Origin of the sequence: Patiriisocius marinus (assembly GCF_008974325.1) — a bacterium.
In the GTDB taxonomy this organism is placed as follows: Bacteria; Bacteroidota; Bacteroidia; order Flavobacteriales; family Flavobacteriaceae; genus Patiriisocius; species Patiriisocius marinus.
On the sequence record NZ_BKCG01000009.1, the window covers coordinates 62396 to 88585 of the forward strand.

The window sequence follows — 26190 nt, forward strand, 5'->3', positions numbered from 1 at the left end:
TCAATTTTACACCGTATGAAAGGAACCGTTTATAAATCTACTGGAAGTTGGTACACTGTTAAATCTGAACAGGGAACATTTTATGAGTGCCGTATTAAAGGCCGATTTAGAATGGAAGGTATTAAAAGTACTAATCCTGTTGCAGTAGGAGACCATGTTCAATTTGACGTGGAGAAAAAAGGAGATGAGACACTTGGTATTATTCATACAATAGAGCCAAGAGAGAATTACATTATCCGTAAATCGGTTAACCTTTCTAAACAAACGCATATTATAGCAGCAAATATTGATGTAGCTTTTTTGCTTGTAACATTAAACAATCCACCCACTTTTACCTCTTTTATAGATAGATTTCTGGTTACTGCAGAAGCCTATCATATTAAGGCAGTGTTACTTTTCAATAAAATTGACACTTATAATGAGGAAGAAATTTTAGAGATAAAATACCTAGCTGCTCTTTATAGAAGCATAGGGTATGAGTGTGTGGGTATTTCGGCTACAACTGGAAAAAATATAGAGAAAGTGAAAGCTATGATGCAAGGGAAAGTGAGTATGTTTTCTGGTCATAGTGGTGTTGGGAAATCTACGTTGGTGAATATCATCGAGCCAGGCTTAAGTATAAAAACTACGGAAATTTCAAGTCAACATAAACAAGGACAACATACAACAACTTTTGCTGAAATGTATGATCTTTCATTTGATGCTCAGATAATTGACACACCGGGAATTAAAGGATTTGGAATTGTTGAAGTTGAAAAAGAAGAATTAGGAGATTATTTCCCTGAATTTTTTGAACTCAAACAGTATTGTAAATTTAATAATTGTCTTCATGTAGAGGAACCAAAATGTGCTGTAAAAGCGGCATTAGAAAACGATGAGTTGGCTTGGTCTCGTTATAAGAGTTACTTGCAAATAATGGAAGGAGAAGAAGATCATTTCAGAAAAGATATATACGAAAAACAACAACCGCCTCAGGAATGAAAATAGTATTGCAACGTGTTAAAGAAGCGTCTGTAACGGTTAACAATACTACCGTAGCTGAAATTAAACAAGGCTTATTAATTTTAGTTGGAATTGAACCTGAAGATTCTGATGAAGATATTGCTTGGCTTTCAACAAAAATTTATAAATTACGCATCTTTAATGATGAGGCTGGTGTAATGAATAAATCTATTAAAGATATTGATGGAGATATTATAGTTGTAAGTCAATTTACATTACACGCAAGTACAAAAAAAGGCAATCGTCCTTCATATTTAAAAGCTGCTAAACCAGATATTGCACTCCCCCTGTATCACAATTTTGTAGCCCAAATTGAAAAAATTATGGGCAAGAAAATTCAAACTGGCATTTTTGGCGCAACAATGAATGTTGCCCTCATTAATGATGGTCCTGTGACTATAATTATTGATTCAAAGAATAAAGAATAATGCTGTAATGCAAGTATTACTTTGCAGCAATTAGAAGATTTAATGTGCTTATGAGGCTCTTTTTATTACTCCTGTGTTTAAGTGTTCAAACCTTTACCCTAGCTCAATATGCTGTGAGCGAAATTCCAGAAAATTTAAAAAAAGACGCAAATGCTGTCATTAGATATCAAGAAACATCCATAACATTGGACGATTTTGATTTAATGACAACGTATGAGAGGGTTGTTATTACGGTTCTTAATAGGGATGGTATGTCCGCCATACATCCGTATGCATTTTATGATGACGATTCTTCAATCAAAGAGATTAGAGCATTTGTTTATAATTCAAACGGGAAAGTTGTCGAAAAGTTTAAAGAGAGAGATTTTACTGATATGAGTGCCTCTGCAGGTGATTTGTATTCAGATAATAGAATAAAAGCTATTGAGTATATTCCTGTGAAAATCCCTTATACTTTTGAGTTTATTTCCAAAACCAGAAGCAAATCTACAGCATTCTTACCGCAATGGAACCCATCTCCTTTTTATGGAGTTAGCACTGAAAAATCTGTATACCGACTTGTAAACGAAAAGGAAGTTCCGTTACTTACTAAGAAATATAATTTGGAGAAGTTTGGCGCTACAATAAAAGAAACTCCAAGTTTAAACGAATATATAATAGAAAATATTTCGGCAACTGAAGAGGAGTTGATGAGTCCTCATTATACGCAGTTTTCTCCAGTAGTAAAGTTAGCGCTCAAGCAATTTAGATTGTCAGGACAAGATGTTTCTATATCTTCTTGGGAGGACTTTGGAAAGTGGCATAATGAACATCTATTAAATGATAAAGGAGAGTTGCCACAGGAAACAATAAATGAAGTTGAAAAAATTGTAGCAGGAGTTGTCGATCCAAAAGAAAAGGCTCGAATTATTTACGAGTATATGCAGGATAATACTCGCTACATCAGTGTTCAGGTTGGTATTGGTGGATGGCAGCCATCTCCAGCAAATGAAGTAGCAAAATTGGGCTATGGAGATTGTAAAGCGCTTGTTAATTATACAAAAGCGCTACTTAAAACTCAGGATATTGAAAGTTACTATACTATTGTAAATTCAGGAGAAGAAAAGCGTGATATTGATGAGGACTTTATTGCTGTACAAGGGGATCATGTTATTTTGACGGTTCCATTGGAGAATGAAAATTTATTTTTAGAATGTACAAATCAACAAATTCCTTTTAATTATTTAGGTGATTTTACTGATGACCGAAAAGTTGTTATGATTACTGAAAATGGAGGTGTAGTTAACACAACAAAAGCATTTTCTCCTGATGAAAACCTTCAAAGTATATCGGCTAAAATTGCTATTCGAGAAGATCAAAGTATAGGCGGATCACTTCAACAAGTTTCTAAAGGAATAATGTATGGTGATAGATATGAGCTGGCTAATATTGAATACGATAAAACCGAAAATTATTATAAAAATAATTGGTCGTATTTAAATAATCTTACTATTTCAGATATCAACTTCGATAACAATAAAAAAGAAGTAGTTTTTACTGAAGAAATATCTTTTGAAGCCTCTAGTTATATTTCTAAAGCAGGAGAGAGATTGTTGTTTGTACCTAATGTTTTTGATAGAATGGAATATATACCAACCACAAAAAAAGCTCGAACTCAAGATTTAATTATTAGAAGAGGTAAAACCTATACAGATACTGTTGAGTTAACCTTACCAGATGGATATGAAATTGAAGCTGCTTTTGAGCCTATTGAAATGACAACTGAATTTGGAATTTATACTGCTAGTGTGGAATCTATTAATGCAACGAAAGTTAAATATGTTCGCAATTTTTCATATTTAAATGGAGTGTATGGTAAGGATAAATATGATGCATTTGTGGATTTTATAAATGCCGTAACAAAAGCAGACAATAGTAAAGTGGTTTTAACTAGAAAATAATAAATAATAAATGCAAAAAGCTATATTATTACTCTTAGTCTTTATTTTTTCTCAATTAAGTGCACAAGATTACGAATTTGGAGATGTTTCATTTAAAGAATTAAAAGAAACAAAGGACGACGTATTTGGGGAAGCAAATGCCAAACTAATTTATAGAGAGATAGAATTTGAGTTTGGAAAAGTTCTTTATGTTTTTGAAAGAATTAAAATCTATAATAAAGAAGGTTTTAATCACGCAAAATGGGAAATAAACTTCGATGATGTAGAGTCTTTAAAAGCATACACGCATAATTTAGAAAATGGTCAAATTGTAAGTGTCAAGGTAGATAAAGGTAGTGTCTTCAAAGAGGATGTTGGTAATGGCGTAGAAATAAGTAAAATATCATTCCCAAATGTAAAAGAAGGTTCTGTTTTAGAACTTAAATATAAAGTTAGGGATATTGGTTTAAGATCTATAAATACTCAAGCAACAATTCCAATTAAGAATCTCTTTGTTCTTCTGAAAAACCCATATTCATATGAGTTAAAAATAACCGAAAACCCACTTAGTAAAGTTGATTTAAAAGTTAATCAAAAACCTTATGAAATTAGATACAGAGGGACTAATATAAAAGGTATTAAAGAGGAGAGGTTTGTGGAAAACACAGACTCGTATCTTGGTAAATTATATATAGAACAAGTAGTAGGGAAAGGGAAAGGGAAGTTAGATGATTGGGGTGATGTAGCAGAAACATATAATGATTGGTTGCCTTTTGGTCAAGAATTGAAAAAAAATCATTTTTTTAGGGACGATTTACGTGCTTTTATTGATGATTCAATGAGTCCTATGGAAAAGGCTAAAGCAGTTTATTATTACCTACAAGAAAGGATGCAGTGGAATTACAATTATTCATTAGGTAGTGAGAATATAAGAGCATCCTATAACGATAAAAAAGGGAGTGTTTCAGATATAAATTTAACATTAACATCTATGCTTCGTTGGGTGGGACTAGAAGCTAATCCATTATTGTTAGCGTCTGTGAATAGAGGTTATGTTTTGTTCCCTACTGTTAAAGGGTTTAATAATACTATAACAGCATTAGAAATAGATGACCAGATTTATTACTTAGATGCGTCATCTAAATATGCTAATTTTGGGGAAATTCGTAATGCCTTTATTAATGGGAATGCACTTATAGTTTATAAAGACGATACTTATAAAATTGTACAAACATCTCCAACTAAAATATCTAAGGAATTTTCAATAGTTTCTGTTGATCTTGATCTTGAAAATGCTACTGCAGTAGGTAGTTTGAAGAGTCGTTATAATGATTATTCAGCATATAACTTTAGAGGAAAATATTTACTTAAAAGTAAAGATGCTTATCGTGATTTCCTAACTGAAGAGCATCCAAAGTTAACACCGTCCAACATTGAATTTAAAGATCTAAGTAACGGAAAAAAACCAGTTACCATATCGTATAACTTTAGTTACAAAGATTGTCTAGAGAAAATAGGTGATAATATATACGTAGAACCATTACTCTATTTTGGTATGTATGAAAATCAATTCAATGAAACAGAAAGACTTTACCCTATTGATTTTAGATATCCATATTCTAAAACTATTACTATAAACATTAATTTGCCAGAGGGCTACAAAATTGATGAGTTGCCTGAGCCTAAAAAAATATCATTAGAAGAAAATAACGCTTCGTTTAGTTTCAATACAACTCAAGTAGGTTCAGTATTGCAAATTTCATATCAACTAGATATAAACTACGCATTAGTTAATGCTGGCTATTATGATAGCTACAAACAAATGTTTACTGAAATTCTAAAAACATCACAATCAAAAATAATTCTTTCAAAAAAATAACTATGAAAATTAAATCACTTACGTTGTTAATGGTTTTAAGTTGTGTCTTGTTTGTAAATGGACAAAACTACAAACCAGGAAAAGTTTCAAAAGAAGAGCTTAAGCAAACTCAAGATCCATTGTTTCCTGATGCAGATGCAGCTATATTATACAGAGAGTACATTGTAAAATATGACTATAGCCAATCTAAAGGATTTGAACTTTCAACCACTGTTTTTGAGAGAATCAAAATTTACAATCCGGAAGGTTTCGATTGGGGAACAAAGCGTATAAAAACTTACAACTATAATGCAGATAGAGAACAAGTGGGAGGCATTAAAGCTGTAACATATAATCTTGTTGATGGTTCTATAGAAAAGGATAAATTAAAAACGGCGCAAATTTTTGAAGAGCGCATTAATAATTATTATGTAGCAACAACATTTACAATGCCTAATTTAAAAGCAGGAAGTGTTATTGAAGTTGAATATATATTAGAATCACCTTTTAGTTCCATTGATGATATAGATTTACAATATACTATTCCTGTTAAAAAAATAGTAGTAGATGTTAAAGTACCAGACTTTTTTGTGTACAAACAATACCCTAATCCACAAGCTGCGCTTGCCTATACATTTGCTGAATCTGATAAGAATATTGAATTGAAATTTAGGGAACAATCAGGTCTTGGGACACTAAATAGAAACGGTAATATTGGTTCTAGTGATGGTAGACAATTAAAAGATAGAACTGCAAGCTATCAAGAGAGACGCTACTTGTTAGAGGAAGTTAATATTCCACCACTTAAAAATCAAGGCTATGTTGATAATATACGTAATTATCAAGCGAGGTCAATTTGGGAGTTATCCCTTATTAAAAACCCGAATGGAATACCTAAAAACTATTCAACTTCTTGGGAAGCAGTTACAAAGTCTATTTACGAAAACGACAAATTTGTAAATCAATTAAACAAAGAAGATTACTATAAAGACGAGCTTTCCGCACTGTTAAGTGGAGTGTCTGATCCAATGGAGAAAATGGGTATTATTTATAATTTTGTTCAGAAAAAAGTTTCTTGGAATGGGAGCTACGGTTATTTTCCTGAGAATGGTGTAAAACAAGCATATAAAGCTGGACAAGGAAATGTAGGTGATATAAACATTATGCTTACATCTATGTTACAAAGTCAAAATATACCTGCAACACCAGTTTTAGTGAGTGTTAAAAATTATGGAGTTCCATTGTTTCCTACTAGATATGGATTTAATTATTTAGTAGTAAAAGCTAATGTTTCAGGAAAGAGCTTTTTAATGGATGCAACTGACCCTTATTCATATATAGGTCTATTGCCAGAAAGAGCAATGAACTGGCAAGGAAGAGCTATTAACAGAGACGGAACATCTAATTGGGTTCCATTATATCCTAGTTTTGCTTCAAATGCACTTACATATGTACAAGCTGAAATAAAAGATGGAGCTTTTGAAATCAAAACTAGAGAGCGTCTTTCGCAACATTATGCAAGAGATTATAGATCTGAATTTCGCGCTAAATCAAATGAAAGCCAAATGAGTAGTTTAGATAAAAATGGAGAAGATGTTTCTTTTTCAGAATTTGATGTGAAGGATTTAGATACAAATAAAGAGCACTTAACAAGAAGTTTTAAAGCAACAAGTCCATCATTAATTGAAGAGATAAACGGTGATTTATATTTTTCTCCAATGTTGATTTTTGCACAAAAAGAAAATCCTTTGAAGGATGATAATAGGTTGTATCCATTATTCTTTGACTATCCAAAGTCGCGTAAATATAATATCACAATTAAAATTCCTGAAGGGTATAAAGTCAATTCATTGCCAGAACAATCTAAAGCGCAACTTGCGGGTGGAGCAGCAGAATATTCTTATTTAATTTCTGAAGCTGGATCAAACCTTCAACTAGCAGTAACTTTAGATATAAATAATCCCATCTTTGTAGCTGATGATTATCAATACGTGAAAGCTATGTTTTCACAAATAGTTGAGAAAGAAACAGAAAAAGTTGTATTATCTAAAATATAAGTATGAATATTCAAGATTCCCAAAAAGCAGTTGACGATTGGATTAAGGCCCATGGCGTTCGTTATTTCAATGAACTAACTAATATGGCTCAGCTTACTGAAGAGGTAGGCGAAGTAGCACGCATTATAGCAAGACGCTATGGTGAGCAAAGTGAAAAGGAAAGCGATAAAGGGAAAGATCTAGGTGAAGAGCTGGCAGATGTTATGTTTGTAGTCTTGTGTTTAGCAAACCAAACAGGTGTTGATTTACAAGAGGCTTTTGATAAAAAGTTAGATATCAAAACTAAGAGAGATCACGATAGACACCACAATAACGAAAAGCTTAAATAATGTTTAAAAGAGTTGTAACCCACAAAGGGTTTTGGAAGTCAGTACTGTTTTTGACAATTACAGCTATGGTTGTATTGTTTGTAATAAACTGGGGGCTTTCAGGATTTGGTTCAGAATATTTTAATGGAGTTTTCCGTAAGTTGCTCGCCTTTCTTGTAGGAGGTGCTATTTATGGATTTACCATAACATATATTAAGTTTTGGTCTAAACTAAAGCAGCAAGAAAATAGAAGTAAATGATAGGTCAACTCTTATTTAAACAAGAAATACTAAAAGCAGCAATAACTATTACAGGATCTAAAAGCGAGAGTAATAGATTGCTTATTTTACGTGCGCTTTATCCTAATCTTAAAATTGATAATCTATCAAATAGTGATGACACTAAAGTTTTAAATAACGCTTTAGTGTCATCAGATAGTTTAATCGATGTTCATCACGCAGGAACAGCAATGCGTTTTTTAACAGCTTACCTCGCTATTACCACTATAAAAAGTGTGACGTTAACTGGTAGTAAACGTATGCAAGAGCGTCCCATTAAAATTTTAGTTGATGCTCTTAATTCAATAGGAGCATCAATAACTTACCAAACAAAAGAAGGCTATCCTCCTTTACTAATAAACCCGCCAGTTCAGTTGGAGTCTAATGTAACATTAGATGCGGGAGTTAGTAGTCAGTATATTTCAGCTTTAATATTAGTAGCGCCATTACTTGATAACGGACTAAACATTACGTTAGATGGAACAATTACCTCAAGACCCTATATAGAGATGACACTGCAACTACTTAAACAAGTAGGTGTACAAGCAAATTTCAAAAATCAAGAACTTACAATCGCAGCTACTACTTCAATTAAAAACCATACAACTGTTGTGGAAAGTGATTGGAGCTCTGCATCATACTATTATAGCATAGTTGCGCTTTCCCAAGCAATGACCATAAAATTATCTTCATATAAAGAAAACAGTTTACAAGGTGATTCAGCTTTAGTTGCTATTTATAGTAAACTTGGAGTTGTCACTACGTTTAACAATGATAATAGCGTTACGTTATCTAAACACAGTAAAAGTGTTCCACAACACATTGAATTAGATTTATCTAAAACTCCAGATATAGCTCAAACCATCGCGGTAACTTGTTTTGGTTTAGGGATTAGTTGTCATTTAACAGGGCTTCATACTCTAAAAATTAAAGAGACCGATAGGCTTGAGGCTTTGAAAATTGAGCTTTCAAGGTTCGATGCTCCTATAACCATTACCGAAAATTCCCTATCACTAGCTAAGCGAGAAAAGGATTTTGATAATACAAGGTCTATCACTATTAAAACATATCAAGATCATAGAATGGCTATGGCATTTGCGCCTTTGGCATTCTTAGCTAATATTGCTATTGAAAACCCAATGGTTGTTACAAAATCCTACCCAGATTTCTATAAAGATTTAGAAAAAGTAGGATTGTTTTTAGAGCTTAATTGAAAGTAAATACGCTTTTTTTTACTTCGGAAATTTTAATAATTTAATAACAGTGCGAGCTATTAATATGTTGTGAAAGCAAAGTCGCTGTTTAAAATTTCGGCTTTATGCCTAAAATTGAGTTCTATCCTTATTTATTTCACTTTTTTATAGTAAAAATGGCCAATTTATAAAAGATAAATGGCGTTTTACTTGACAACGCCTATCGCCAGATTGTATATTTGCAGCTATTAATCCTAAATATAGAAACCTATGGGGATGAAACTCTCTAATTTTGGCTTTGAATTACCTGAAGAGCTACTTGCTGAATATCCAGCAGAAAATCGCGACGAAGCTCGCTTAATGGTCTTAAATCGTAAAGAAAAAACCATCGAGCACAAGATGTTCAAAGATTTAATTAACTACTTTGATGAGGACGATGTACTCGTTTTAAATAACACGAAAGTTTTTCCTGCCAGATTATATGGTAACAAAGAAAAAACTGGTGCGAGAATTGAAGTTTTTTTATTGAGAGAACTTAATAGCGAAACTCGCTTATGGGACGTACTTGTAGACCCAGCGAGAAAAATTCGTATAGGAAATAAACTTTATTTTGGGGATGATGAAACGTTAGTAGCTGAGGTTATTGACAATACAACATCACGAGGTAGAACATTACGTTTCTTATTTGATGGTTCGTATGAAGAGTTTAGAAATAAACTTACCGAGCTAGGAGAAACACCTTTGCCTAAATACATTAAAAGAGAAGTAGAACCAGATGATGCAGAAAGATATCAAACTATTTTTGCAAAGGAAGAAGGAGCTGTAGCGGCACCTACTGCTGGATTACACTTTTCAAAGCACTTATTAAAGCGTCTAGAAATTAAAGGAGTTGATTTTGCCGAAGTTACATTACACGTAGGTTTAGGTACTTTCAGCCCTGTGGAAGTAGAAGATCTTTCTAAACACAAAATGGATAGTGAAGAGATGAGTATTGGTGATGAAACTGTTGAAATTATCAATAATGCTTTAGCTAAAAAGAAACGTATTTGTGCAGTAGGTACAACAGCAATGCGAGCTCTTGAGAGTTCAGTGTCCTCTAAACACACATTAAATGCATATTCTGGATGGACTAATAAATTTATTTTCCCTCCTTACGATTTTAGTATTGCTAATGCTATGGTTACAAATTTCCATACACCTAAATCAACTTTAATGATGATGGTTAGTGCATTTGCAGGACACGAGTTTATTAAAGAAGCTTATGCTGAAGCAATCAAAGAAAAATATCGCTTCTTCTCTTATGGAGACGCAATGTTGATTATTTAAATAGATCACAACACAATAATTAAAAATCCCGATGCTTCATCGGGATTTTTTGGTTTATAACGATTTTGTTTGTTATTATACTTATTTAGAGTATTTTAGTTGTACTAATTAATCTTTATTGTGATTCAAAAAATACTCATTTGTCTATTGTTTCTTTGCAGTACTTCGCTTTTAATGGCGCAAGAACCTGCGAGCTGGACTTATGCAACAGAAGCAGTTTCAACAATAATTGAGCTACCTGCTTTAGATCACGCAGCAATTGCCCAAGAAGATGCTATTAATGATCTTGATAAAAGCCTGCCTTGGCGTTACGGCATAAGTAGACCTATAGATATCGATATTACTATAGATGGAGAGTGGACGGATATTCCAGATTTAAATGGAAGGATATGGCGTGCAGGAATTCAGTCTAAAAATGCGGTGAATTTAAGCGTTAATTTTAATGAATTTTATATCCCTTTAGGTGCAAGCTTATACTTGTATAACGAAGATAAAACTGATGTTACTCGTGCTTATGGGCATAATGAAAATAATGATTCTGGAGCTATTGGTTCTTGGTTTGTTGAAGGTGATTTAATTTGGATTGAATATTTTGAGCCTTACGGAATTAATGAAGATGCTACATTAGCAATAGAAAATATTATCCACGGATATAGAATGGGAAAAGTAGTGACTTTTCTAGATGGTCAAAGAGGATTGAATGATAGTGGTGCGTGTAATTACGATGTAAATTGTGATACTGGTGAAGATTTCAACGATCATAAAAACATTGTAAAAAAAGCTGTTGCTTTATTAAATTTAGGGAATGGCTATTTATGTTCTGCATCATTGATGAATAATACTGGCGATGATAAACGCCCTTTTCTTCTTACGGCAAATCATTGCTTACAAAACAGTAATCCTGCTATGTGGAGTGTGCGTTTTAATTGGATGAGCCCAAGCCCAATCTGTGGCGAGGAAGATGAAACGTTAGATATACAAACAAACTTCACGATGAGTGGTGCGGTTCTTAAAGCTTCGAGTGCTTTAAGTGATTTTGCTTTAGTAGAATTAAACACTACAATTCCACTATCTTGGGATGTAACTTTTGCGGGTTGGGATATGAGTGATGATAATCCTGAGTTTGAAGTAGGGATTCATCATCCTAACGGTGATATAATGAAAGTTTGTAGAGATAATGATGGAGCTGTAAAGGAAAATGCTAATGGTACCGAAGTCTGGTTGATAGGTGGAGGTGCTGTAGGAGAAGGAGACGGTTGGGAAATAGGAACAACCGAAAGTGGTTCTTCAGGTTCACCATTGTTTAATGAAGATGGTAGAGTGATTGGACAATTGTATGCAGGGCAATCGTCTTGTAATGGTAATGAAACAAATAACGATTATGATATTTACGGTAGGTTAGGGGTTTCTTGGAATTCTGGGGTTGATGAACAAACTCGTTTAAAAGATTGGCTTGACCCCTTAAATACTGGGCAAACAACTATTAATTCGAAACAGAATGTTTTGAGTATTCCAGATAATGAACTTACAGGTAAATTAGAGATTTATCCTAATCCAGCGAGTACTTATATTACTATTACAAATAGTCGTTTCCCAAATTTGACGTATAATTTTTATAATGCTTTTGGTCAACGTTTAATGGGAGGTTCATTATCTAATACGGATAATTTACTCGATATTAATTCGTGCGCAGATGGCATTTATTTTTTACATTTAGTTGATGAAGATTCTAATCAAGAAATAACTAAGAAGATTCTAATCTCTAAATAATATATAGTTGTAAATTTTAGATATTAATAGACCGTTCTTTTGAAACGGTTTTTTTGTGGGTTAAAGTCATTTAATTAGCTGTATTTTTGTGCCATTATGAGTGATGTAAAACAAGATATTAGATCATTGTCTAAGGAAGAGCTGCGTAGTTTTTTTATAGAGCAAGGTGATCAAGCGTTTAGGGGAAATCAAGTGTATGAGTGGCTTTGGAAAAAAGGAGCTCATAACTTTGATGGAATGACTAATTTATCAAAGCAAACTAGAGATCAACTAGAGGCTAATTTTGTAATTAACCACATTGAGGTTGATACTATGCAGCAGAGTACTGATGGAACAATTAAAAATGGAGTGAAACTTCATGACGGACTTATAGTTGAGTCTGTTTTGATACCTACAAATAAAAGAACCACAGCTTGTGTTTCTTCTCAAGTTGGTTGTAGTCTTGATTGTAAGTTTTGTGCTACTGCGAGATTAAAAAGGATGCGTAATTTGAATCCAGATGAAATTTATGACCAAGTTGTAGCAATTGATAAGGAAAGTCGCTTATATCATAAAAGGCCCCTTTCTAACATTGTGTTTATGGGAATGGGAGAACCGTTAATGAATTATAAAAACGTTCTCGCATCTATTGATAAAATAACATCGGAAGAGGGTTTAGGAATGTCGCCAAAGCGTATCACTGTTTCTACTTCTGGAGTGCCTAAAATGATTCGTAAGCTTGCAGATGATGAGGTGAAATTTCATTTGGCTGTTTCACTACATTCAGCCATTCAATCTACTAGAGAAGAAATTATGCCATTCGCTAAATCATTTACATTAGTTGATTTAAAAGAATCACTTCTATATTGGTATGAAAAAACGGAACGAAAAATTACATATGAATATGTAGTTTGGGATGGTATAAATGACAATGCAGCGCATATACAAGCACTCGTTAAGTTTTGTCATCTTGTACCGTGTAAGGTCAATTTAATTGAATATAACCCTATTGACGACGGCATATTTCAGCAAGCAAATGCTCAAGCTATTGATGAGTATATACTCGCTTTAGAGAAAGCTCGTATTCCTGTAACAGTAAGGAGGAGTAGAGGGAAAGATATAGATGCTGCTTGTGGGCAATTAGCAAATAAGCAATAAAAAAAGCGGTTCAAAAAGAACCGCTTTTTTTGTAAATTTTATTCTTCGATAATTAATCCATCACCAAGTATTGGTAAAACATTTCCATTGAATAATGGAAAGTCGCTGGCATATCTATAACATTTAAAAACATCGTTTACTTCTAAAGGAATTGTGTATTTCCATACTACAGTTCCAGAAGCATCTATTTCATGAAGGGTACCTTCAGTTCCTTGAGTTATTAGTGTGTTTCCATTAGCTAAACGCTTAGCTCCTGAAACACGAGGTGCGTAGATGTCACTTGATACGTATGACCAAGAATAATCAGAAGGCTCATTTGCAATAGAAGGTGAGAGGGTGTAGCTTCCATCAGTTGACATTGGAATTGCGATTTCATCTACACTAGATTCAGTAGTTGATCTAGAATTGTTGAAACACATGAAGTTTCCTCCTTGATTCGGGCTATTCCCAATGTATGTAACATCGTGTTGCCCAAAAAGTAATTTGTCTGTTTCTAAAGCAGATTTATAAGCATTGGGGTTTCCCCATCTGTAAAGTAAATCACCACCTTTACCGTAAGTACCGCCATTACTTGTTTTGGCTTCAGCAATTGTTGTTGAATGATCAATAATCATCAATTCATCAAATCGCCTAGAGCTAAAAACTATTTGATCAAATTCTTCAATATAGAATAATGAGTTTACGTGACTAAGGTTAGCAATTCCAGATGTGTAATTAAGGTCAACTTTTTGAGGATTTTCAGATACAACTCCAAAATTCTGTTTAGTAGCATCGTAATCTTGTATTATATGATCCCATAGTTCCCATTGCCAAACAATTTCGGCATCATTTGTTCCTATTGGTTTAACCTCAATAATTCTTTCACCCCATACAGCATCATCAGTTAATAAGTTGATGTCTCTACCGTTTTCAATAGCCTCGTTAGCATCTTTTAAGTCCCAAACTGAAGCGAGAAAATTACCGTTAGGTAGTGCGTGAATGTCGTGATGTAGAGTGTATTGTGGAGATGAATATTCCCAATTCCAAATTAGATTACCTTCAAAGTCAAATTTTTCAATTCCTCCAGTTCTACCTCCAAAAGAGAAAACAGGGTTTATTACTTCGTAAGATCTAATTAATTCCCCCTGCTCATTTAATGTCGCTGATATTGTTCTGTGTTCAGATTCCCATTTTTTCACAACAAATCCTTCCATATTTATTAAATAGGAATTTGTTGAGTTTACAGGTGCGATTAAAGTATATCCATTGTAAAAGCCGTCACTTTGATAAACTGAAACGTCTTCCGAAACTATTAATTCAATTGGTTGTTCAATAATGTTGTCATCTAAATCATCACTACATGAAATTATAAGTGACAAAAGAGCTAAACAAATAAGATTTACACGATTCTTCATAACACAATTATAATTAAAAAAAAAGCACCATAAAAATGGTGCTTTCAAATTTAAATCGAAATTTAAAAATTATTTTTTGATAACTTTAAAAGTACTAGTTTGACCATTAACGTTAGCTTTTACTACATATACACCAGCAGCGTAAGCGTTAAGATCAAGTGATGCGCTTGAGTTCTCAATAGAAGAAGTCAATACATTTTGTCCTAAAGTGTTATAGATAGAAACAGTTTCGATGTTACCATTAACAGAAGAAAGTCTTAAGTTATTATTAGCATCTACAAACTGGTTGAAACCTGCAATAGCGTTATCATCAGTTCCTAATAAACCATCAAGAGTTACATCGTCAAAGTTGATGATAAATTGATCAGAAACATCGTGGTGTCTGAAAGCAATATATACAGTAGTTGCTCCATCTAAATCAGAAACATCTAAACTTCTGTCAACAAGCTCACCAGCAGCAGCAGGATCGTTACCTAAGTCTTCATTGAAGCTTACAGTAATGGTATCATCCATAAAATCTGCAACAGTGTTTCCTGTTGAAACGTATACAGTGTAAACTTCTTGTGAGTATAATGGATCTTGTCCACCAGCGAAATAAGTTAATAATAGATCAGTTGCTCCAGTTACATCGATAGCAGGAGAAACAACGTAGTTATCTGGAGTTAATGGAGCACCGTTCCATGATTCAGAAGATAAGTGGTAAACTGCACCGTCCATAGCTGTACTTGGATCATAAGCAGTAAAGTTTTCACCATCACCATCTACATCGATAGTAGTCCAATCAGAGATTTCACCGTCTTGGAAATCGTCAGAAAATAACTGAGCATTCATTGAAAATGAAGCAACTAAAGCTGCTAAAATTGTAATTTTTTTCATAGTAATTTTTATTAGTTTATTTATTTTGTAAATGTAATTGAATCTTAGAGTATATAAAGAACTTTTGAAAAAATTAACAAATATGGTTAGGACGCTAGGTTAGGTGTTATTTGAAATTCTAGGTCTGATGAAAAAACTAATTTGTAAGAAAGGCTTCGATTAATTCTAAACAAAATGTTTTGAGTATTTTGAATGATAAATAAACAGGCATATTTAATTGAATATAAGTCTCTTGACGACGGAGTATTTCAGAAAGGAAATACTCAAGGAGTTGATGGTTATATAGTCGTGTTATAAAATCTTGAATTACTGAAGCGTTAAGAAAGAGAAGAGAGAGATAAAATACAACCTGAAAAATTTTTAAAACGCAAAAAAAAAGCGGTTCGAAAGAACCGCTTTTTAATCTTTATATAAGTAAAATTATTTTTTTACAATTTTAATAGAGCGTTGTACGCCATCAACAGTTATGTTCGCAACATACATCCCTGCTGCTAAACTAGAAATATCTACAGCACCGTCATTTCCTGATAAGTTTTTGTTAGAAACTTGTTGTCCAGTTAAGCTATAAAGTGTGATGTTTTCTAGGTTGCCTTGAGTACTTACATTTAATTTTGAATCAGCTACAAAATATACTAAAGGAGCAAAGTCATTATCATTTAATCCTAAAACACCTTCACCAGCTTCAAGTCCTTCACCAGCAACAGTGTTAAAAGCGTAATCTTTTATTGTAATACTAGATGCGTCTGCAGGAATATCCATTCTTACCCATCCATAAAGTTGATCACCATCAACATTAACTCTTAATGCAGCATATTTATCAACTTGTCCATCACACCATTGGCTATTTGTGTATGCACAACCTTGCCAGTTTAAAGTTTGGTAATTTGCATTTGCAATCCAATCAGCTTCAGCTCCATCAATTGGAGAGCCTTCACTCAATGCAAATGGATAGTTGTAATTTCCACCAGCATTCATACCTAATACTGAATTTGCATTTCCTGTACTAGTGTAAATACGAGCTGTTGTACCTGGAGTAGCTCCAGAAAGAACACCGTCATTACTAATTTCATAGTCCACAATAGCATCTCCATTTAAATCTAACATAAAACGAGTTCCAGTTAAAGTTTCATCAGGATCTACATCTGTGTATTGAATTTGACCAGTGGCGTCAGATACACCTGCAATTGCTACAGTCAAAGCTCCATAAGAGGCTAATTTTTTACCTAAATTTTTAGAAGTAATTTTTTTCATAATTAGAATTTTAATTGTTATTCGTTTTATTGAAAGAAATATCTATAAAGTATTAAATTCGTCATAAATTTAGTTATTATATACAAAATATACAAATAACATGTCTGAAAGTAAAGAAATACTTCCTGGAAAAAAAGTTGAAATCACTAAAGATGGCTCGTTAGGGTTACTAGCTTTGGGCGATGTGGGACTTCGCGCTTGGAGAGAAGTAAGAAATAAAATAACGAAAGAGAAATCATATGAAGAAGAATAAATTATTATTAATAGGTTGGGATGCTGCAGATTGGAAAATAATTGGGCCTTTACTTGCTAAAGGAGAAATGCCTGCATTGAAAAAACTAATTGATAATGGAGTTTATGGAAATATGAGCACAATGAACCCTCCATTTTCACCAATGCTTTGGACTAGTGTAGCTACGGGTAAAACCCCAGATAAGCACGGAGTTCTTGGTTTTATTGAATTAGCTCCAGATTTAAAAGGAGTACGTCCTGTAACTACAAATTCAAGAAAAACTAGAGCTGTTTGGAATATGCTTCATAATAAAGGTTATAAAAGTAATCTTGTTGGATGGTGGCCTAGTTTTCCTGCTGAACCAATAAATGGAGTTGTCGTTTCTGAAAAATTTCAAAAAATTCAGAAAGATCCTAAAAAGAAAAATCCTATTCATAATGATACTATTCATCCTACGAGTTATAGAGGACAAATTAAGGATTTAAGATTGCGCCCATACGAAGTTACAGGTCAGCACATTCTTCCATTTATGCCAAATGCAAGTAAAGTTGATCAGGAAAATGACCAATCTATTTCAACTTTTTCTAAGTTATTTGCCGAGAATGTATCTGTTCATTCTGCTGCAACCTATATAATGAAAAATACAGAGTGGGATTTTATGGCAGTTTATTATGATTTAATTGATCATATGTCCCATGCTTTCATGAAATACCATCCTCCAAGACTTCCAGAAGTACCTCCGCATTTATATGAAATATATAAAGACGTAGTGGTAGGCTCTTACAAATTTCAAGATATGATGCTTGAAAGAACAATGGATTTAGTTGATGAGGATACTACAATTATGGTAGTTTCAGACCATGGGTTTGAATCAGGACCAAACAGGATATTAAAAATGCCCAAGTATCCAGCAGCTCCAGCTTTAGAGCATAGACAATTTGGAATGTTTGTAGCAAGTGGCCCTAATATTAAAAAAGGCGAAAAAATATTTGGTTTAGGATTGATTGATATAGCTCCAACGATACTGCATCATTTTAATCTTCCAGTTGGAAAAGATATGGATGGTAAGGTAGCTTTAGATATTTTTAAAAACCCAGGAAAGGTTGAATATATCGATAGTTGGGATGATCTTGAAGGTGATTTTGGGGAGTTGAAAAAAGAAAGAGAAACAGATCAATTATCCGATAGCGAAACTATGGAGCAGTTAATTGAACTAGGTTATATTGAGAGACCAGATGAGAAAATTGAAGACGCTATCATTAAAACTAGAAGTGATTTAAAACATAATTTAGCAAGAGTTTATTTAGGAAAAAAAGATTACGAAAATGCTCGTGAAATTTTACTTGAATTAATTGAAGAACCTGAACCTATAGATGTAATTCCATTTTACATGGATTTATTAACTATTGAGCTGAAATATTCAAACTTTGATAAAGCCCAAGAATATTTAAATAAGTTACGTTCCTTAGACAGTGAATTTAATTTAACAACATATTTTCCCGAATCACAAATATTATTAGGTAAAGGAGATGTGGATGGAGCTTTAAGTCTACTTAAAATAGCTGTTGAAAAGAAACCAAGTCCAGAAATATGGTTTCAAATAGGTAAAATATATAGAAGAACAAGTCAATATCAAAAAGCAAGAGAAGCTTTTGAAATGGCAATTAAATTTGAGCCAGACAGAGCTAAGTATCATAGAGCTTTAGCAGAAGTTTTTGTTAGGCTAGGAGAGTATGAAGAAGCGGCTGAAACAGCACTAACAAGTATAGAATTAGTAAAGTATTTTCCCGGCGCACATTATACTTTAGGTGAAGCTTTAGAAAAACTAGGTGATTTGGAAAATGCTAAATTAGCGTATGAAACTGCAAATAGATTAAAGCCTAAAGCATTTCCTCGAGTGGAAAAAGCGCTTGAAAATATTAAAGAAAAACTAGCTCAGCCATTAGAACTTAGGGATAAGGCTGTGAATAAATATCGAGAGAATCAAATTGTGCTTGTTTCAGGTCTACCAAGAAGTGGTACATCTGTGATGATGCAAATGCTTGACAAAGGTGGTGTTTCTGTTTTACAAGATGGTAAAAGAGAAGCTGATGTAAATAACCCTAAAGGATATTATGAATATGAACCTGTAATGAGGCTTCATCGAGATAATAAATGGATGGGCGATGCACAGAATAAAGTTGTGAAAGTAGTCGCTCCTCTTTTAAAACATATTGATCCAAAGTACAGATATAAAATTATTTTTATGAAACGTGATTTGCACGAAGTTGTTAAGTCACAACAAAAAATGATTGGCAGAAATACAGACACTTTGCCTATTAATTTATTGAATTCTTATCAAGAACAACTTAACCAAATTGAAATTTGGAAAGAAAGAGAGCCTGGAGTTGAACTTGTTTATATAGATTATAAAGATGTATTAAATAATATAGACGAGGTTACTAGCAAGGTTTCTTCATTTTTAGGTACTGATCTTAATAAGGAAGCAATGGCTTCTTGTGTAGATAAATCGCTGTATAGAAATCAAGTTTCGGTTAATAAATAGGGAGGGTTTTTATTCAAAAAGCCACGGTAATAAAAAACTATTACCGTGGCTCTTTAATAAATTTTAGCAACTAAAAATACCGTATTTTTGAACCTATAATGAAAGTAGTAGCGCAAATAAAACTTCCCATTGAAGAAGAAATGGAACTTTTTGAAAAGAAATTTTCAAGTTCTATGTCCTCTAAAGTTTCTCTACTTAATCGAATTACTCATTACGTGGTTAATAGAAAGGGAAAACAAATGCGTCCCATGTTTGTTTTTCTTATTGCTAAAATGCATCATAATGGTGCTATTAATGAACGTACGTATCGTGGAGCCTCAGTAATAGAATTAATCCATACTGCAACCTTAGTTCACGATGATGTGGTTGATGATAGTGATCGTCGAAGAGGATTCTTCTCTATTAATGCCCTGTGGAAAAATAAAATTGCTGTTTTAGTAGGAGATTTTCTACTTTCAAAAGGTTTATTGTTGTCAATTGATAATGGTGATTTCGATTTACTTAAAATAATTTCAGTCGCAGTACGTGAAATGAGTGAAGGAGAGTTACTTCAAATTGAAAAAGCAAGAAGGTTAGACATTACCGAGGAGATTTACTTCGAAATTATCCGTCAAAAAACAGCTACACTCATTGCAGCCTGTTGTGCAATGGGAGCTCAATCTGTCCATGCGCCTGACGAAGTTGTGGAGCAAATGCGAGAATTTGGTGAATTGATAGGTATTGCATTCCAAATTAAGGATGACCTCTTTGACTATGGAACCGATTCAATAGGTAAACCCACAGGTATTGATATTAAAGAACAGAAAATGACGCTACCTTTAATCTATACCTTGAATAATGTAACCGATAAAGAAAAACGCTGGTTGATAAATTCGGTTAAAAATCATAATACAGACAAAAAGCGTGTTAAAGAAGTTATCAATTTTGTGAAAAACAAAGGAGGGCTAGAGTATGCTGTTGAGCAAATGAAGGACTATCAACAAAAAGCACTTTCCATTCTTAAAAAATTCCCTACTTCCCCATATAGAGCCTCATTAGAACTAATGGTTAATTATGTTATTGAACGTAAAAAGTAAAAATAAATTAAAAATTAGTTAAATTTATTTAAACTTTAATCACCTCATTTTCAGTTATTTTTATAGTATTCTGAAATTTTATTTGCTTTTTTAATTTGTGCAGGCAACCTTAATAAGAAATCTTGCGTCTATATAATTGAACCCATCGCGTAGCATATTTTGAAACTAATATCACTACATAAAAATTACACAAAACTTATTGCCAAATCGGCAAAAGGAGATCGAAGAGCGCAACAACAATTGTTTGAACTTTTCTCTCCTAAAATGATGAGTGTTTGTAGAAAATATATGAAATCAAAAGAGCGCGCCGAAGAAGTTATGATTGGAGGTTTCTTTAAAGTATTTACTAATCTAAATTCATTTAAAGACCAAGGTAGTTTTGAAGGGTGGATTAGAAGAATAATGGTAAACGAATGTATTTCTCAATTACGAAAAGAAAAGAAGTTTGAATTTAATGACACATTTGTTTTAGAAAATTCCATGGACCACGTTTCGCATATTGAAACTGAATTTGAAGTAGAAGAAATACAGAAATTAATTGACAATTTACCACAAGGGTATCGAACCGTATTTGTGTTGTATGCAATAGAAGGATATAAACATAGTGAAATAAGTGAGCTCCTTAATATAAGTGAGAGCACTTCTAAAACACAAGTTTTTAAAGCCCGAAAATTGTTGAAAAATGCAATAGAACTACAAGAAAATAGACAGTATGGAACCAACTAATTTTGAACAACAAAGCAGAGAGAAGTTTGAAGAGCGCGAGATGCAACCTTCAAATGGAGCTTGGGGTAAGCTAGAGCAAATGCTCGATGAGGCTCAACCCAAAAAGAAAAAATCGGCATTTCCATGGTTTGCTATTGCAGCTTCATTTGTTGGAATTGCAATAATAGCGACAGTGTTTTTTAATAGAAATACAACAGAGGAAAACAAGTTTGTAGAACAAGATATTAACTCGGAAATTTTAAAAACTGAAACACCGCTAAGAGACAAAACAATTATTAATGATTTGAAAGAAGGCAACGAATCAGTGGCGATTACTGAAGATGATAATAAAGAAAATATTGTTGAATTGGTTGAGAAAAATTCAGATAGTAAATCGCTAAAAGCTACTAAACAAAAAAGCCTAATTGCAAGTACAACTAGTGAAAAACCTTTCGTTAAGAGTAGTCAAGATTCAAAAGTGGCTTATAAGAAAGAATCGGCAATTGCTTATAATAATGTGCAAAACACAAATAGAAGTGATGACAAAAAGCAAATCACTACTCAAAATGCAATTGCCCAAAATGGTCAAGTGTTGAACATTTCCGAAGGGAAAAATACTAATTCAAAAACACTTAATAATTTGAATTTAGACAAACAGGTTGATGCGGTAATTGCTCAAGTAAAACAATTGAAGGAAGATAAGAAAGTAATCACAGAAAGCGATATTGATGCTTTGTTGATGACAGCGCAAAAAGAACTTCAATTAAATAGAATTTTGAATAATAAAAAGGTAGATGCAATGGCGCTTTTAGGCGATGTTGAAATGGAGCTTAATCACAGTTTAAGGGATAAGGTTTTCTTTGCTTTAGGAGAAGGTTTCGATTATTTAAAATCAACAATAGTAATGCGTGCCGATTAAAACAGTCTTTTTTTAATAAATTAAAAATCCAATAATAAACACTAAAGTTGCAGGCTTTCATTAACCGGAAGTGGGGGTATGCTACGCTTAATTTTAAAATTTAGAAACTATGAGAATAATTTTATTTACACTAACAGCAGCATTGTGGCTAACTGGAAATTTTGTAGCCAATGCGCAAGAAACAACATCAGAAAATAGTATTGAAATTCAAGAGCAAATTACAGATTTACATGCTGATAAAGAAACTATAATTGCAAATGAAAAAGATCAATTGCGTAGCGAAGTAGCTAAAATAAATTCAAGGCTTGAAAACAATGAGATTACAAATGTTGAAGCTGAACAATTAAAAGTGCAAGCTGCAGAGAAAACGGCTTTAAATATTGAAAATAAGGTGGCTATTGTTGATAATCGTATAGCGCTTTTAGAGCGAAATGGAGAAGATGATAATGGGTTTACAGTGAGTCTTCAATTAGGGAAAAATCGCTCAAGTGAAAGAATAAAGCAAAACAGCCATTTTGCACGAACACATAGTTCATTAACTTTTGCATTTGGGTTAAATAATGCAATTATTGAAGGACAATCTATTGATGATTCGCCTTACAGAGTAGGTGGAAGTAGGTTTGTGGAGTTAGGTTATGCTTGGACAACACGTGTGTTTGATAATAGTAACTGGTTGCGAGTAAAGTATGGTTTTTCGTTTCAGTTTAATGGTTTGAAGTTTGAAGACAATAACTATTTAGTGGATAATGGTGATGGAACTAATAGTTTAGAAGAATTTTCTGAAAACTTAGATAAAGCTAAGTTTAGAATGGACAATCTAGTACTTCCTGTTCATTTTGAGTTTGGACCTTCTAAAACGTATGAGAAAGACGGTAAAAAGTCATTCAGTTCTCATGAGCAGTTTAAAATTGGTTTAGGAGGTTATGCGGGTCTTAATTTATCTACAATACAAAAACTGAAGTATGAAAAGGAAGGAACTGATGTTAAGGAGAAATTGAAAGGTGATTATAATACAAATAATTTTGTGTACGGGCTTAGTGGTTATGTAGGTTGGGATACTATGTCTTTGTATGTAAAATATGATTTAAACCCAATTTTTAAAAACGGACCTGAGCAACGAAATGTATCAGCAGGTGTTAGATTCGATTTCGATTAAATAATTTTTTAAGTGTGTTAGCTAAAAAGGGATCTTCTTAACTCAAGAAGGTCCCTTTTTTTTAAAAAATTAAATTAAGCAAAGCTGAAATGTCAATTCTATTTTTAATCTTTGAGCTATAGATTATGATATCACGTACCACCATAGATAATGTATTTGAAACCGCTCGAGTAGAGGAGGTTATAGGTGATTTTGTGCAATTGAGAAAATCGGGAAGTAACTTTAAAGGGCTTAGTCCTTTTACAGATGAGCGCTCTCCTAGTTTTATGGTTTCTCCCGTAAAGCAAATTTGGAAAGATTTTTCAAGTGGAAAAGGAGGTAATGCTGTTACATTTTTAATGGAACACGAGCATTTTACATATCCAGAAGCAATAAAATACCTCGCAAAAAAATATGGAATTGAAATAGAAGAAACCGTACAGAGCGATGAGGAAAAAGAGCAGGCAGGCGAGCGCGAGAGTTTATATTTAGTAAATGAATATGCTAAAAACTACTTTCATTCTACAATGCTAAAAACAGAATTAGGAAAAGCCATTGGGCTTTCCTATTTCAAAGAAAGAGGCTTTACTGATGAAACTATTGATACGTTTCAGTTAGGGTATTCATTAGATGAATGGTCTGCTTTTACTGATACAGCAATTAAAAAAGGATACAAATTAGAGTTTCTATCTAAAACAGGACTTACCATTGTAAAAGAAGATGCTTTAACAGCAGCAGCGACTAAAACTTTCGATAGATTTAAGGGGAGAGTAATGTTCCCTATTTTAAGTATGAGTGGCCGTACCTTGGGTTTTGGTGGGCGTATTCTAACTAGTGATAAAAAAGCAGCCAAGTATTTAAACTCGCCAGAGAGTGACGTGTATCATAAAAGTAAAGTACTTTATGGTATCTATAATGCTAAGCAGTCTATTGCAAAGGAAGATAGATGTTATCTTGTAGAGGGATATACTGATGTTATTCAGTTTTACCAACGTGGAGTGAAAAATGTTGTTTCTTCTTCGGGAACGGCGCTTACACCAGAGCAAATAAGGCTCATTAATAGACTTACAAAAAACATTACAGTACTTTTTGATGGTGATGCTGCAGGATTACGAGCTTCAATTAGAGGAGTTGATTTAATTCTTGAACAAGGAATGAATGTGCGTATCTGTACCTTCCCAGAAGGAGAGGATCCAGATAGTTTTGCTAAAAATAATTCGCTTGATGCTCTTCAGGAATATTTAGATTCACAATCTCAAGATTTTATAGCGTTCAAAGCTTCGTTATTAGCAAAAGAAGCTGCGAATGATCCAATTAAAAAGGCTGAGACTATCCGTGATATGGTAGTGAGTATCTCAAAAATACCAGATACTATAAAACGAGAAGTTTATATTAAGGAGTGTTCTCGAATTATGGATATTAGCGAGGAGGTATTATTTAATACCCTTGCACAATTATTAAATAAAAGTTCAAAAGAATCTTCTAAAAGTGCGCCGCCTACATCTCAACCTTTTGATGTAATTCCTTCACCAAAGGAACAAGTAAAAAAAGTAGATGCTCTATATGAGTTAGAGCGAAAAATTATCGAACTACTTTTATTGTACGGTACAAAGGAGGAAGAATTTGAGGATTTAATTTTAGAAACTGACGAGAAAGGGAATATTGCATTTACTCCTGAAGTGGTGTCGAGCAAAGTTTTTGAGAAGATATATTTAGATCTTCAAGAGGATGAAATTGAATTCGCAAATGAAGATTTTAAAGTATTATATTCTGAAATTATAAGTAAATTGAATATAGCGCAAGACTTTCAGGTAAACACTTTTATTAATGATCTTGAAGCGGATAAGGCAAATGCTGTTTCAGATATATTAATGAATGAAGAAAAATATGTTTTACACGATTGGGCGCGAAACTTAATTTACGTAAAGGAAAAGGAAGAAGGGGTTTCTCAAATGGTAAATGAGACTATTTTAAACTTGCGCCGACACCTAATCACACTAAAGATAAAAGAATTAATAAGTACGCCGATTGTTAATGGTGCTTATGAAGACAAAAGCGTGTTAGAGACCGTTAGGGACTATAACACGCTACATAGTATTTTATCTGAAAAGCTGAGAAGGGTACTCTAGCTAAATTGAAACATTCTTGCTTGATGTATTAAATCTGCAAGATTGTCTACTTTCAATTTTTTCAATAATCTAGTTTTATAAGTACTTACAGTTTTTTCGTTAATGTCAAGAGCATTGGCAATATCTTTATTTCTTTTTCCACTTGACAACAAGTTAAGAACTTCAATTTCTCTAGACGACAATTTTTTATATCTACTAATTGCATTGCTTTCGCCTACATTTCTACTTGTAAAAGTAGAAGTGAGTTCCTCGTTTAAGAAAATACCTCCTTTAGCAATTTGCTTCATCGCCTTCATCAAGGTTTTTATTGGAGCTGTTTTAGGGACATAACCAGCAGCGCCAGACTTAATGCTTCTTAGTGCGTAAATTTCTTCTGGATGACAAGAGAAAATTAAAACACGCATTCCGGGAAATTCTGTTTTAATATTTCTTAGAGCATTGATCCCATTTATTTGAGGCATATCAATCTCCATTATTAAAATGTCTGGAGTTTTTATTCTTAGGCTTTCGTATAATTCGTCAGCGGTACTAGCTTTTCCAATTATAGAAAAGTTATCGTTCTTTTTAAGCATGCAGGAAATACCCTTTCTTGCAACCGGATGGTGATCCGCGATAAAAACAGTCTTCATAAAGTTGTATTTTTTAGTAACCT

At 33.2% G+C, this 26190-nt stretch carries 22 protein-coding genes; 18 read left to right on the top strand and 4 right to left on the bottom strand.

Annotation, left to right across the window (positions count from 1 at the left end; all coding sequences use genetic code 11):
• Positions 1–15 precede the first annotated feature (15 nt).
• The 11 genes from rsgA to rlmN all read left to right on the top strand — a co-directional run bounded on the left by rsgA (position 16) and on the right by rlmN (position 13276).
• The gene (gene rsgA / locus GBH57_RS13810) at positions 16–981 is read left to right on the top strand and encodes a ribosome small subunit-dependent GTPase A (RefSeq protein WP_151675088.1); all 966 of its coding nucleotides are present in this window, start codon (positions 16–18) and stop codon (positions 979–981) included.
• On the top strand, positions 978–1430 hold the full coding sequence (dtd, locus tag GBH57_RS13815) for a D-aminoacyl-tRNA deacylase (RefSeq protein WP_151675089.1): 453 nt from the start codon (positions 978–980) through the stop codon (positions 1428–1430). The genes rsgA and dtd overlap by 4 nt, the downstream gene beginning before the upstream one ends.
• A 113-nt stretch (positions 1431–1543) precedes the next feature.
• Entirely contained in the window at positions 1544–3370 is a 1827-nt protein-coding gene (locus GBH57_RS13820) for a DUF3858 domain-containing protein (protein ID WP_161596105.1), read from the top strand.
• Between the two features lie 10 nt (positions 3371–3380).
• Complete coding sequence (locus GBH57_RS13825) at positions 3381–5228, top strand: transglutaminase family protein (protein WP_151675091.1); 1848 nt, start codon at positions 3381–3383, stop codon at positions 5226–5228.
• 2 nt (positions 5229–5230) lie between these two features.
• A complete protein-coding gene (locus tag GBH57_RS13830; RefSeq protein WP_151675092.1) occupies positions 5231–7264 on the top strand; it encodes a transglutaminase family protein in 2034 nt (677 codons plus the stop codon).
• Positions 7265–7266: 2 nt separating this feature from the next.
• On the top strand, positions 7267–7593 hold the full coding sequence (locus GBH57_RS13835; protein ID WP_151675093.1) for a nucleotide pyrophosphohydrolase: 327 nt from the start codon (positions 7267–7269) through the stop codon (positions 7591–7593).
• The gene (locus GBH57_RS13840) at positions 7593–7832 is read left to right on the top strand and encodes a hypothetical protein (RefSeq protein WP_151675094.1); all 240 of its coding nucleotides are present in this window, start codon (positions 7593–7595) and stop codon (positions 7830–7832) included. Before GBH57_RS13835 ends, GBH57_RS13840 begins: the two co-directional genes overlap by 1 nt.
• Positions 7829–9064: a carboxyvinyltransferase gene (locus tag GBH57_RS13845; RefSeq protein ID WP_151675095.1), complete on the top strand. Its 1236-nt coding sequence runs from the start codon at positions 7829–7831 to the stop codon at positions 9062–9064. The genes GBH57_RS13840 and GBH57_RS13845 overlap by 4 nt, the downstream gene beginning before the upstream one ends.
• Before the next feature lie 255 nt (positions 9065–9319).
• A complete protein-coding gene (gene queA / locus GBH57_RS13850) occupies positions 9320–10369 on the top strand; it encodes a tRNA preQ1(34) S-adenosylmethionine ribosyltransferase-isomerase QueA (RefSeq protein WP_151675096.1) in 1050 nt (349 codons plus the stop codon).
• Between the two features lie 174 nt (positions 10370–10543).
• The gene (locus GBH57_RS13855; RefSeq protein WP_151675097.1) at positions 10544–12139 is read left to right on the top strand and encodes a T9SS type A sorting domain-containing protein; all 1596 of its coding nucleotides are present in this window, start codon (positions 10544–10546) and stop codon (positions 12137–12139) included.
• A gap of 96 nt (positions 12140–12235) precedes the next feature.
• Positions 12236–13276 carry a dual-specificity RNA methyltransferase RlmN gene (gene rlmN, locus GBH57_RS13860; protein ID WP_151675098.1) on the top strand — a complete coding sequence of 347 codons (1041 nt, stop codon included), beginning with the start codon at positions 12236–12238 and terminating at the stop codon, positions 13274–13276.
• Between the two features lie 38 nt (positions 13277–13314).
• Here the strand turns inward: rlmN and GBH57_RS13865 are convergent, their stop codons facing one another.
• From GBH57_RS13865 to GBH57_RS13875, 3 genes are all read right to left on the bottom strand, one after another.
• On the bottom strand, positions 13315–14670 hold the full coding sequence (locus GBH57_RS13865) for an aryl-sulfate sulfotransferase (protein WP_151675099.1): 1356 nt from the start codon (positions 14668–14670) through the stop codon (positions 13315–13317).
• A 69-nt stretch (positions 14671–14739) separates the two neighbouring features.
• Complete coding sequence (locus GBH57_RS13870) at positions 14740–15546, bottom strand: T9SS-dependent choice-of-anchor J family protein (RefSeq protein WP_151675100.1); 807 nt, start codon at positions 15544–15546, stop codon at positions 14740–14742.
• 420 nt (positions 15547–15966) lie between these two features.
• On the bottom strand, positions 15967–16797 hold the full coding sequence (locus tag GBH57_RS13875; RefSeq protein WP_151675101.1) for a T9SS type A sorting domain-containing protein: 831 nt from the start codon (positions 16795–16797) through the stop codon (positions 15967–15969).
• A 100-nt stretch (positions 16798–16897) separates the two neighbouring features.
• Between GBH57_RS13875 and GBH57_RS16045 the strand changes: the two genes are divergently transcribed.
• The 7 genes from GBH57_RS16045 to dnaG all read left to right on the top strand — a co-directional run bounded on the left by GBH57_RS16045 (position 16898) and on the right by dnaG (position 25538).
• Positions 16898–17050: a hypothetical protein gene (locus tag GBH57_RS16045; RefSeq protein WP_161596106.1), complete on the top strand. Its 153-nt coding sequence runs from the start codon at positions 16898–16900 to the stop codon at positions 17048–17050.
• The gene (locus GBH57_RS13880; RefSeq protein ID WP_151675102.1) at positions 17037–19574 is read left to right on the top strand and encodes an alkaline phosphatase family protein; all 2538 of its coding nucleotides are present in this window, start codon (positions 17037–17039) and stop codon (positions 19572–19574) included. The genes GBH57_RS16045 and GBH57_RS13880 overlap by 14 nt, the downstream gene beginning before the upstream one ends.
• A 98-nt stretch (positions 19575–19672) precedes the next feature.
• Positions 19673–20650 carry a polyprenyl synthetase family protein gene (locus GBH57_RS13885; protein WP_151675103.1) on the top strand — a complete coding sequence of 326 codons (978 nt, stop codon included), beginning with the start codon at positions 19673–19675 and terminating at the stop codon, positions 20648–20650.
• 159 nt (positions 20651–20809) lie between these two features.
• Positions 20810–21376, top strand: a complete 567-nt coding sequence (locus GBH57_RS13890; RefSeq protein ID WP_151675104.1) for an RNA polymerase sigma factor — start codon at positions 20810–20812, stop codon at positions 21374–21376.
• Entirely contained in the window at positions 21363–22274 is a 912-nt protein-coding gene (locus tag GBH57_RS13895) for a hypothetical protein (RefSeq protein WP_151675105.1), read from the top strand. The genes GBH57_RS13890 and GBH57_RS13895 overlap by 14 nt, the downstream gene beginning before the upstream one ends.
• A 109-nt stretch (positions 22275–22383) precedes the next feature.
• A complete protein-coding gene (locus GBH57_RS13900; protein ID WP_151675106.1) occupies positions 22384–23430 on the top strand; it encodes a hypothetical protein in 1047 nt (348 codons plus the stop codon).
• Positions 23431–23555: 125 nt separating this feature from the next.
• Complete coding sequence (dnaG, locus tag GBH57_RS13905; RefSeq protein WP_151675107.1) at positions 23556–25538, top strand: DNA primase; 1983 nt, start codon at positions 23556–23558, stop codon at positions 25536–25538.
• Here dnaG and GBH57_RS13910 read toward each other — a convergent pair.
• The gene (locus GBH57_RS13910) at positions 25535–26167 is read right to left on the bottom strand and encodes a response regulator (RefSeq protein WP_151675108.1); all 633 of its coding nucleotides are present in this window, start codon (positions 26165–26167) and stop codon (positions 25535–25537) included. The two genes, dnaG and GBH57_RS13910, sit on opposite strands and share 4 nt — an antisense overlap.
• Between the last annotated feature and the right edge of the window lie 23 nt (positions 26168–26190).

Excerpts from the sequence above, each read along its gene's own strand:
- rsgA (WP_151675088.1), top strand. The coding sequence starts at position 16 with ATGAAAGGAACCGTTTATAAATCTACTGGAAGTTGGTACACTGTTAAA.
- dtd (WP_151675089.1), top strand. The coding sequence starts at position 978 with ATGAAAATAGTATTGCAACGTGTTAAAGAAGCGTCTGTAACGGTTAAC.
- GBH57_RS13825 (WP_151675091.1), top strand. The coding sequence starts at position 3,381 with ATGCAAAAAGCTATATTATTACTCTTAGTCTTTATTTTTTCTCAATTA.
- GBH57_RS13830 (WP_151675092.1), top strand. The coding sequence starts at position 5,231 with ATGAAAATTAAATCACTTACGTTGTTAATGGTTTTAAGTTGTGTCTTG.
- GBH57_RS13835 (WP_151675093.1), top strand. The coding sequence starts at position 7,267 with ATGAATATTCAAGATTCCCAAAAAGCAGTTGACGATTGGATTAAGGCC.
- GBH57_RS13840 (WP_151675094.1), top strand. The coding sequence starts at position 7,593 with ATGTTTAAAAGAGTTGTAACCCACAAAGGGTTTTGGAAGTCAGTACTG.
- GBH57_RS13845 (WP_151675095.1), top strand. The coding sequence starts at position 7,829 with ATGATAGGTCAACTCTTATTTAAACAAGAAATACTAAAAGCAGCAATA.
- queA (WP_151675096.1), top strand. The coding sequence starts at position 9,320 with ATGAAACTCTCTAATTTTGGCTTTGAATTACCTGAAGAGCTACTTGCT.
- GBH57_RS13855 (WP_151675097.1), top strand. The coding sequence starts at position 10,544 with ATGGCGCAAGAACCTGCGAGCTGGACTTATGCAACAGAAGCAGTTTCA.
- rlmN (WP_151675098.1), top strand. The coding sequence starts at position 12,236 with ATGAGTGATGTAAAACAAGATATTAGATCATTGTCTAAGGAAGAGCTG.
- GBH57_RS13865 (WP_151675099.1), bottom strand. The coding sequence starts at position 14,670 with ATGAAGAATCGTGTAAATCTTATTTGTTTAGCTCTTTTGTCACTTATA.
- GBH57_RS13870 (WP_151675100.1), bottom strand. The coding sequence starts at position 15,546 with ATGAAAAAAATTACAATTTTAGCAGCTTTAGTTGCTTCATTTTCAATG.
- GBH57_RS13875 (WP_151675101.1), bottom strand. The coding sequence starts at position 16,797 with ATGAAAAAAATTACTTCTAAAAATTTAGGTAAAAAATTAGCCTCTTAT.
- GBH57_RS16045 (WP_161596106.1), top strand. The coding sequence starts at position 16,898 with ATGTCTGAAAGTAAAGAAATACTTCCTGGAAAAAAAGTTGAAATCACT.
- GBH57_RS13880 (WP_151675102.1), top strand. The coding sequence starts at position 17,037 with ATGAAGAAGAATAAATTATTATTAATAGGTTGGGATGCTGCAGATTGG.
- GBH57_RS13885 (WP_151675103.1), top strand. The coding sequence starts at position 19,673 with ATGAAAGTAGTAGCGCAAATAAAACTTCCCATTGAAGAAGAAATGGAA.
- GBH57_RS13895 (WP_151675105.1), top strand. The coding sequence starts at position 21,363 with ATGGAACCAACTAATTTTGAACAACAAAGCAGAGAGAAGTTTGAAGAG.
- GBH57_RS13900 (WP_151675106.1), top strand. The coding sequence starts at position 22,384 with ATGAGAATAATTTTATTTACACTAACAGCAGCATTGTGGCTAACTGGA.
- dnaG (WP_151675107.1), top strand. The coding sequence starts at position 23,556 with ATGATATCACGTACCACCATAGATAATGTATTTGAAACCGCTCGAGTA.
- GBH57_RS13910 (WP_151675108.1), bottom strand. The coding sequence starts at position 26,167 with ATGAAGACTGTTTTTATCGCGGATCACCATCCGGTTGCAAGAAAGGGT.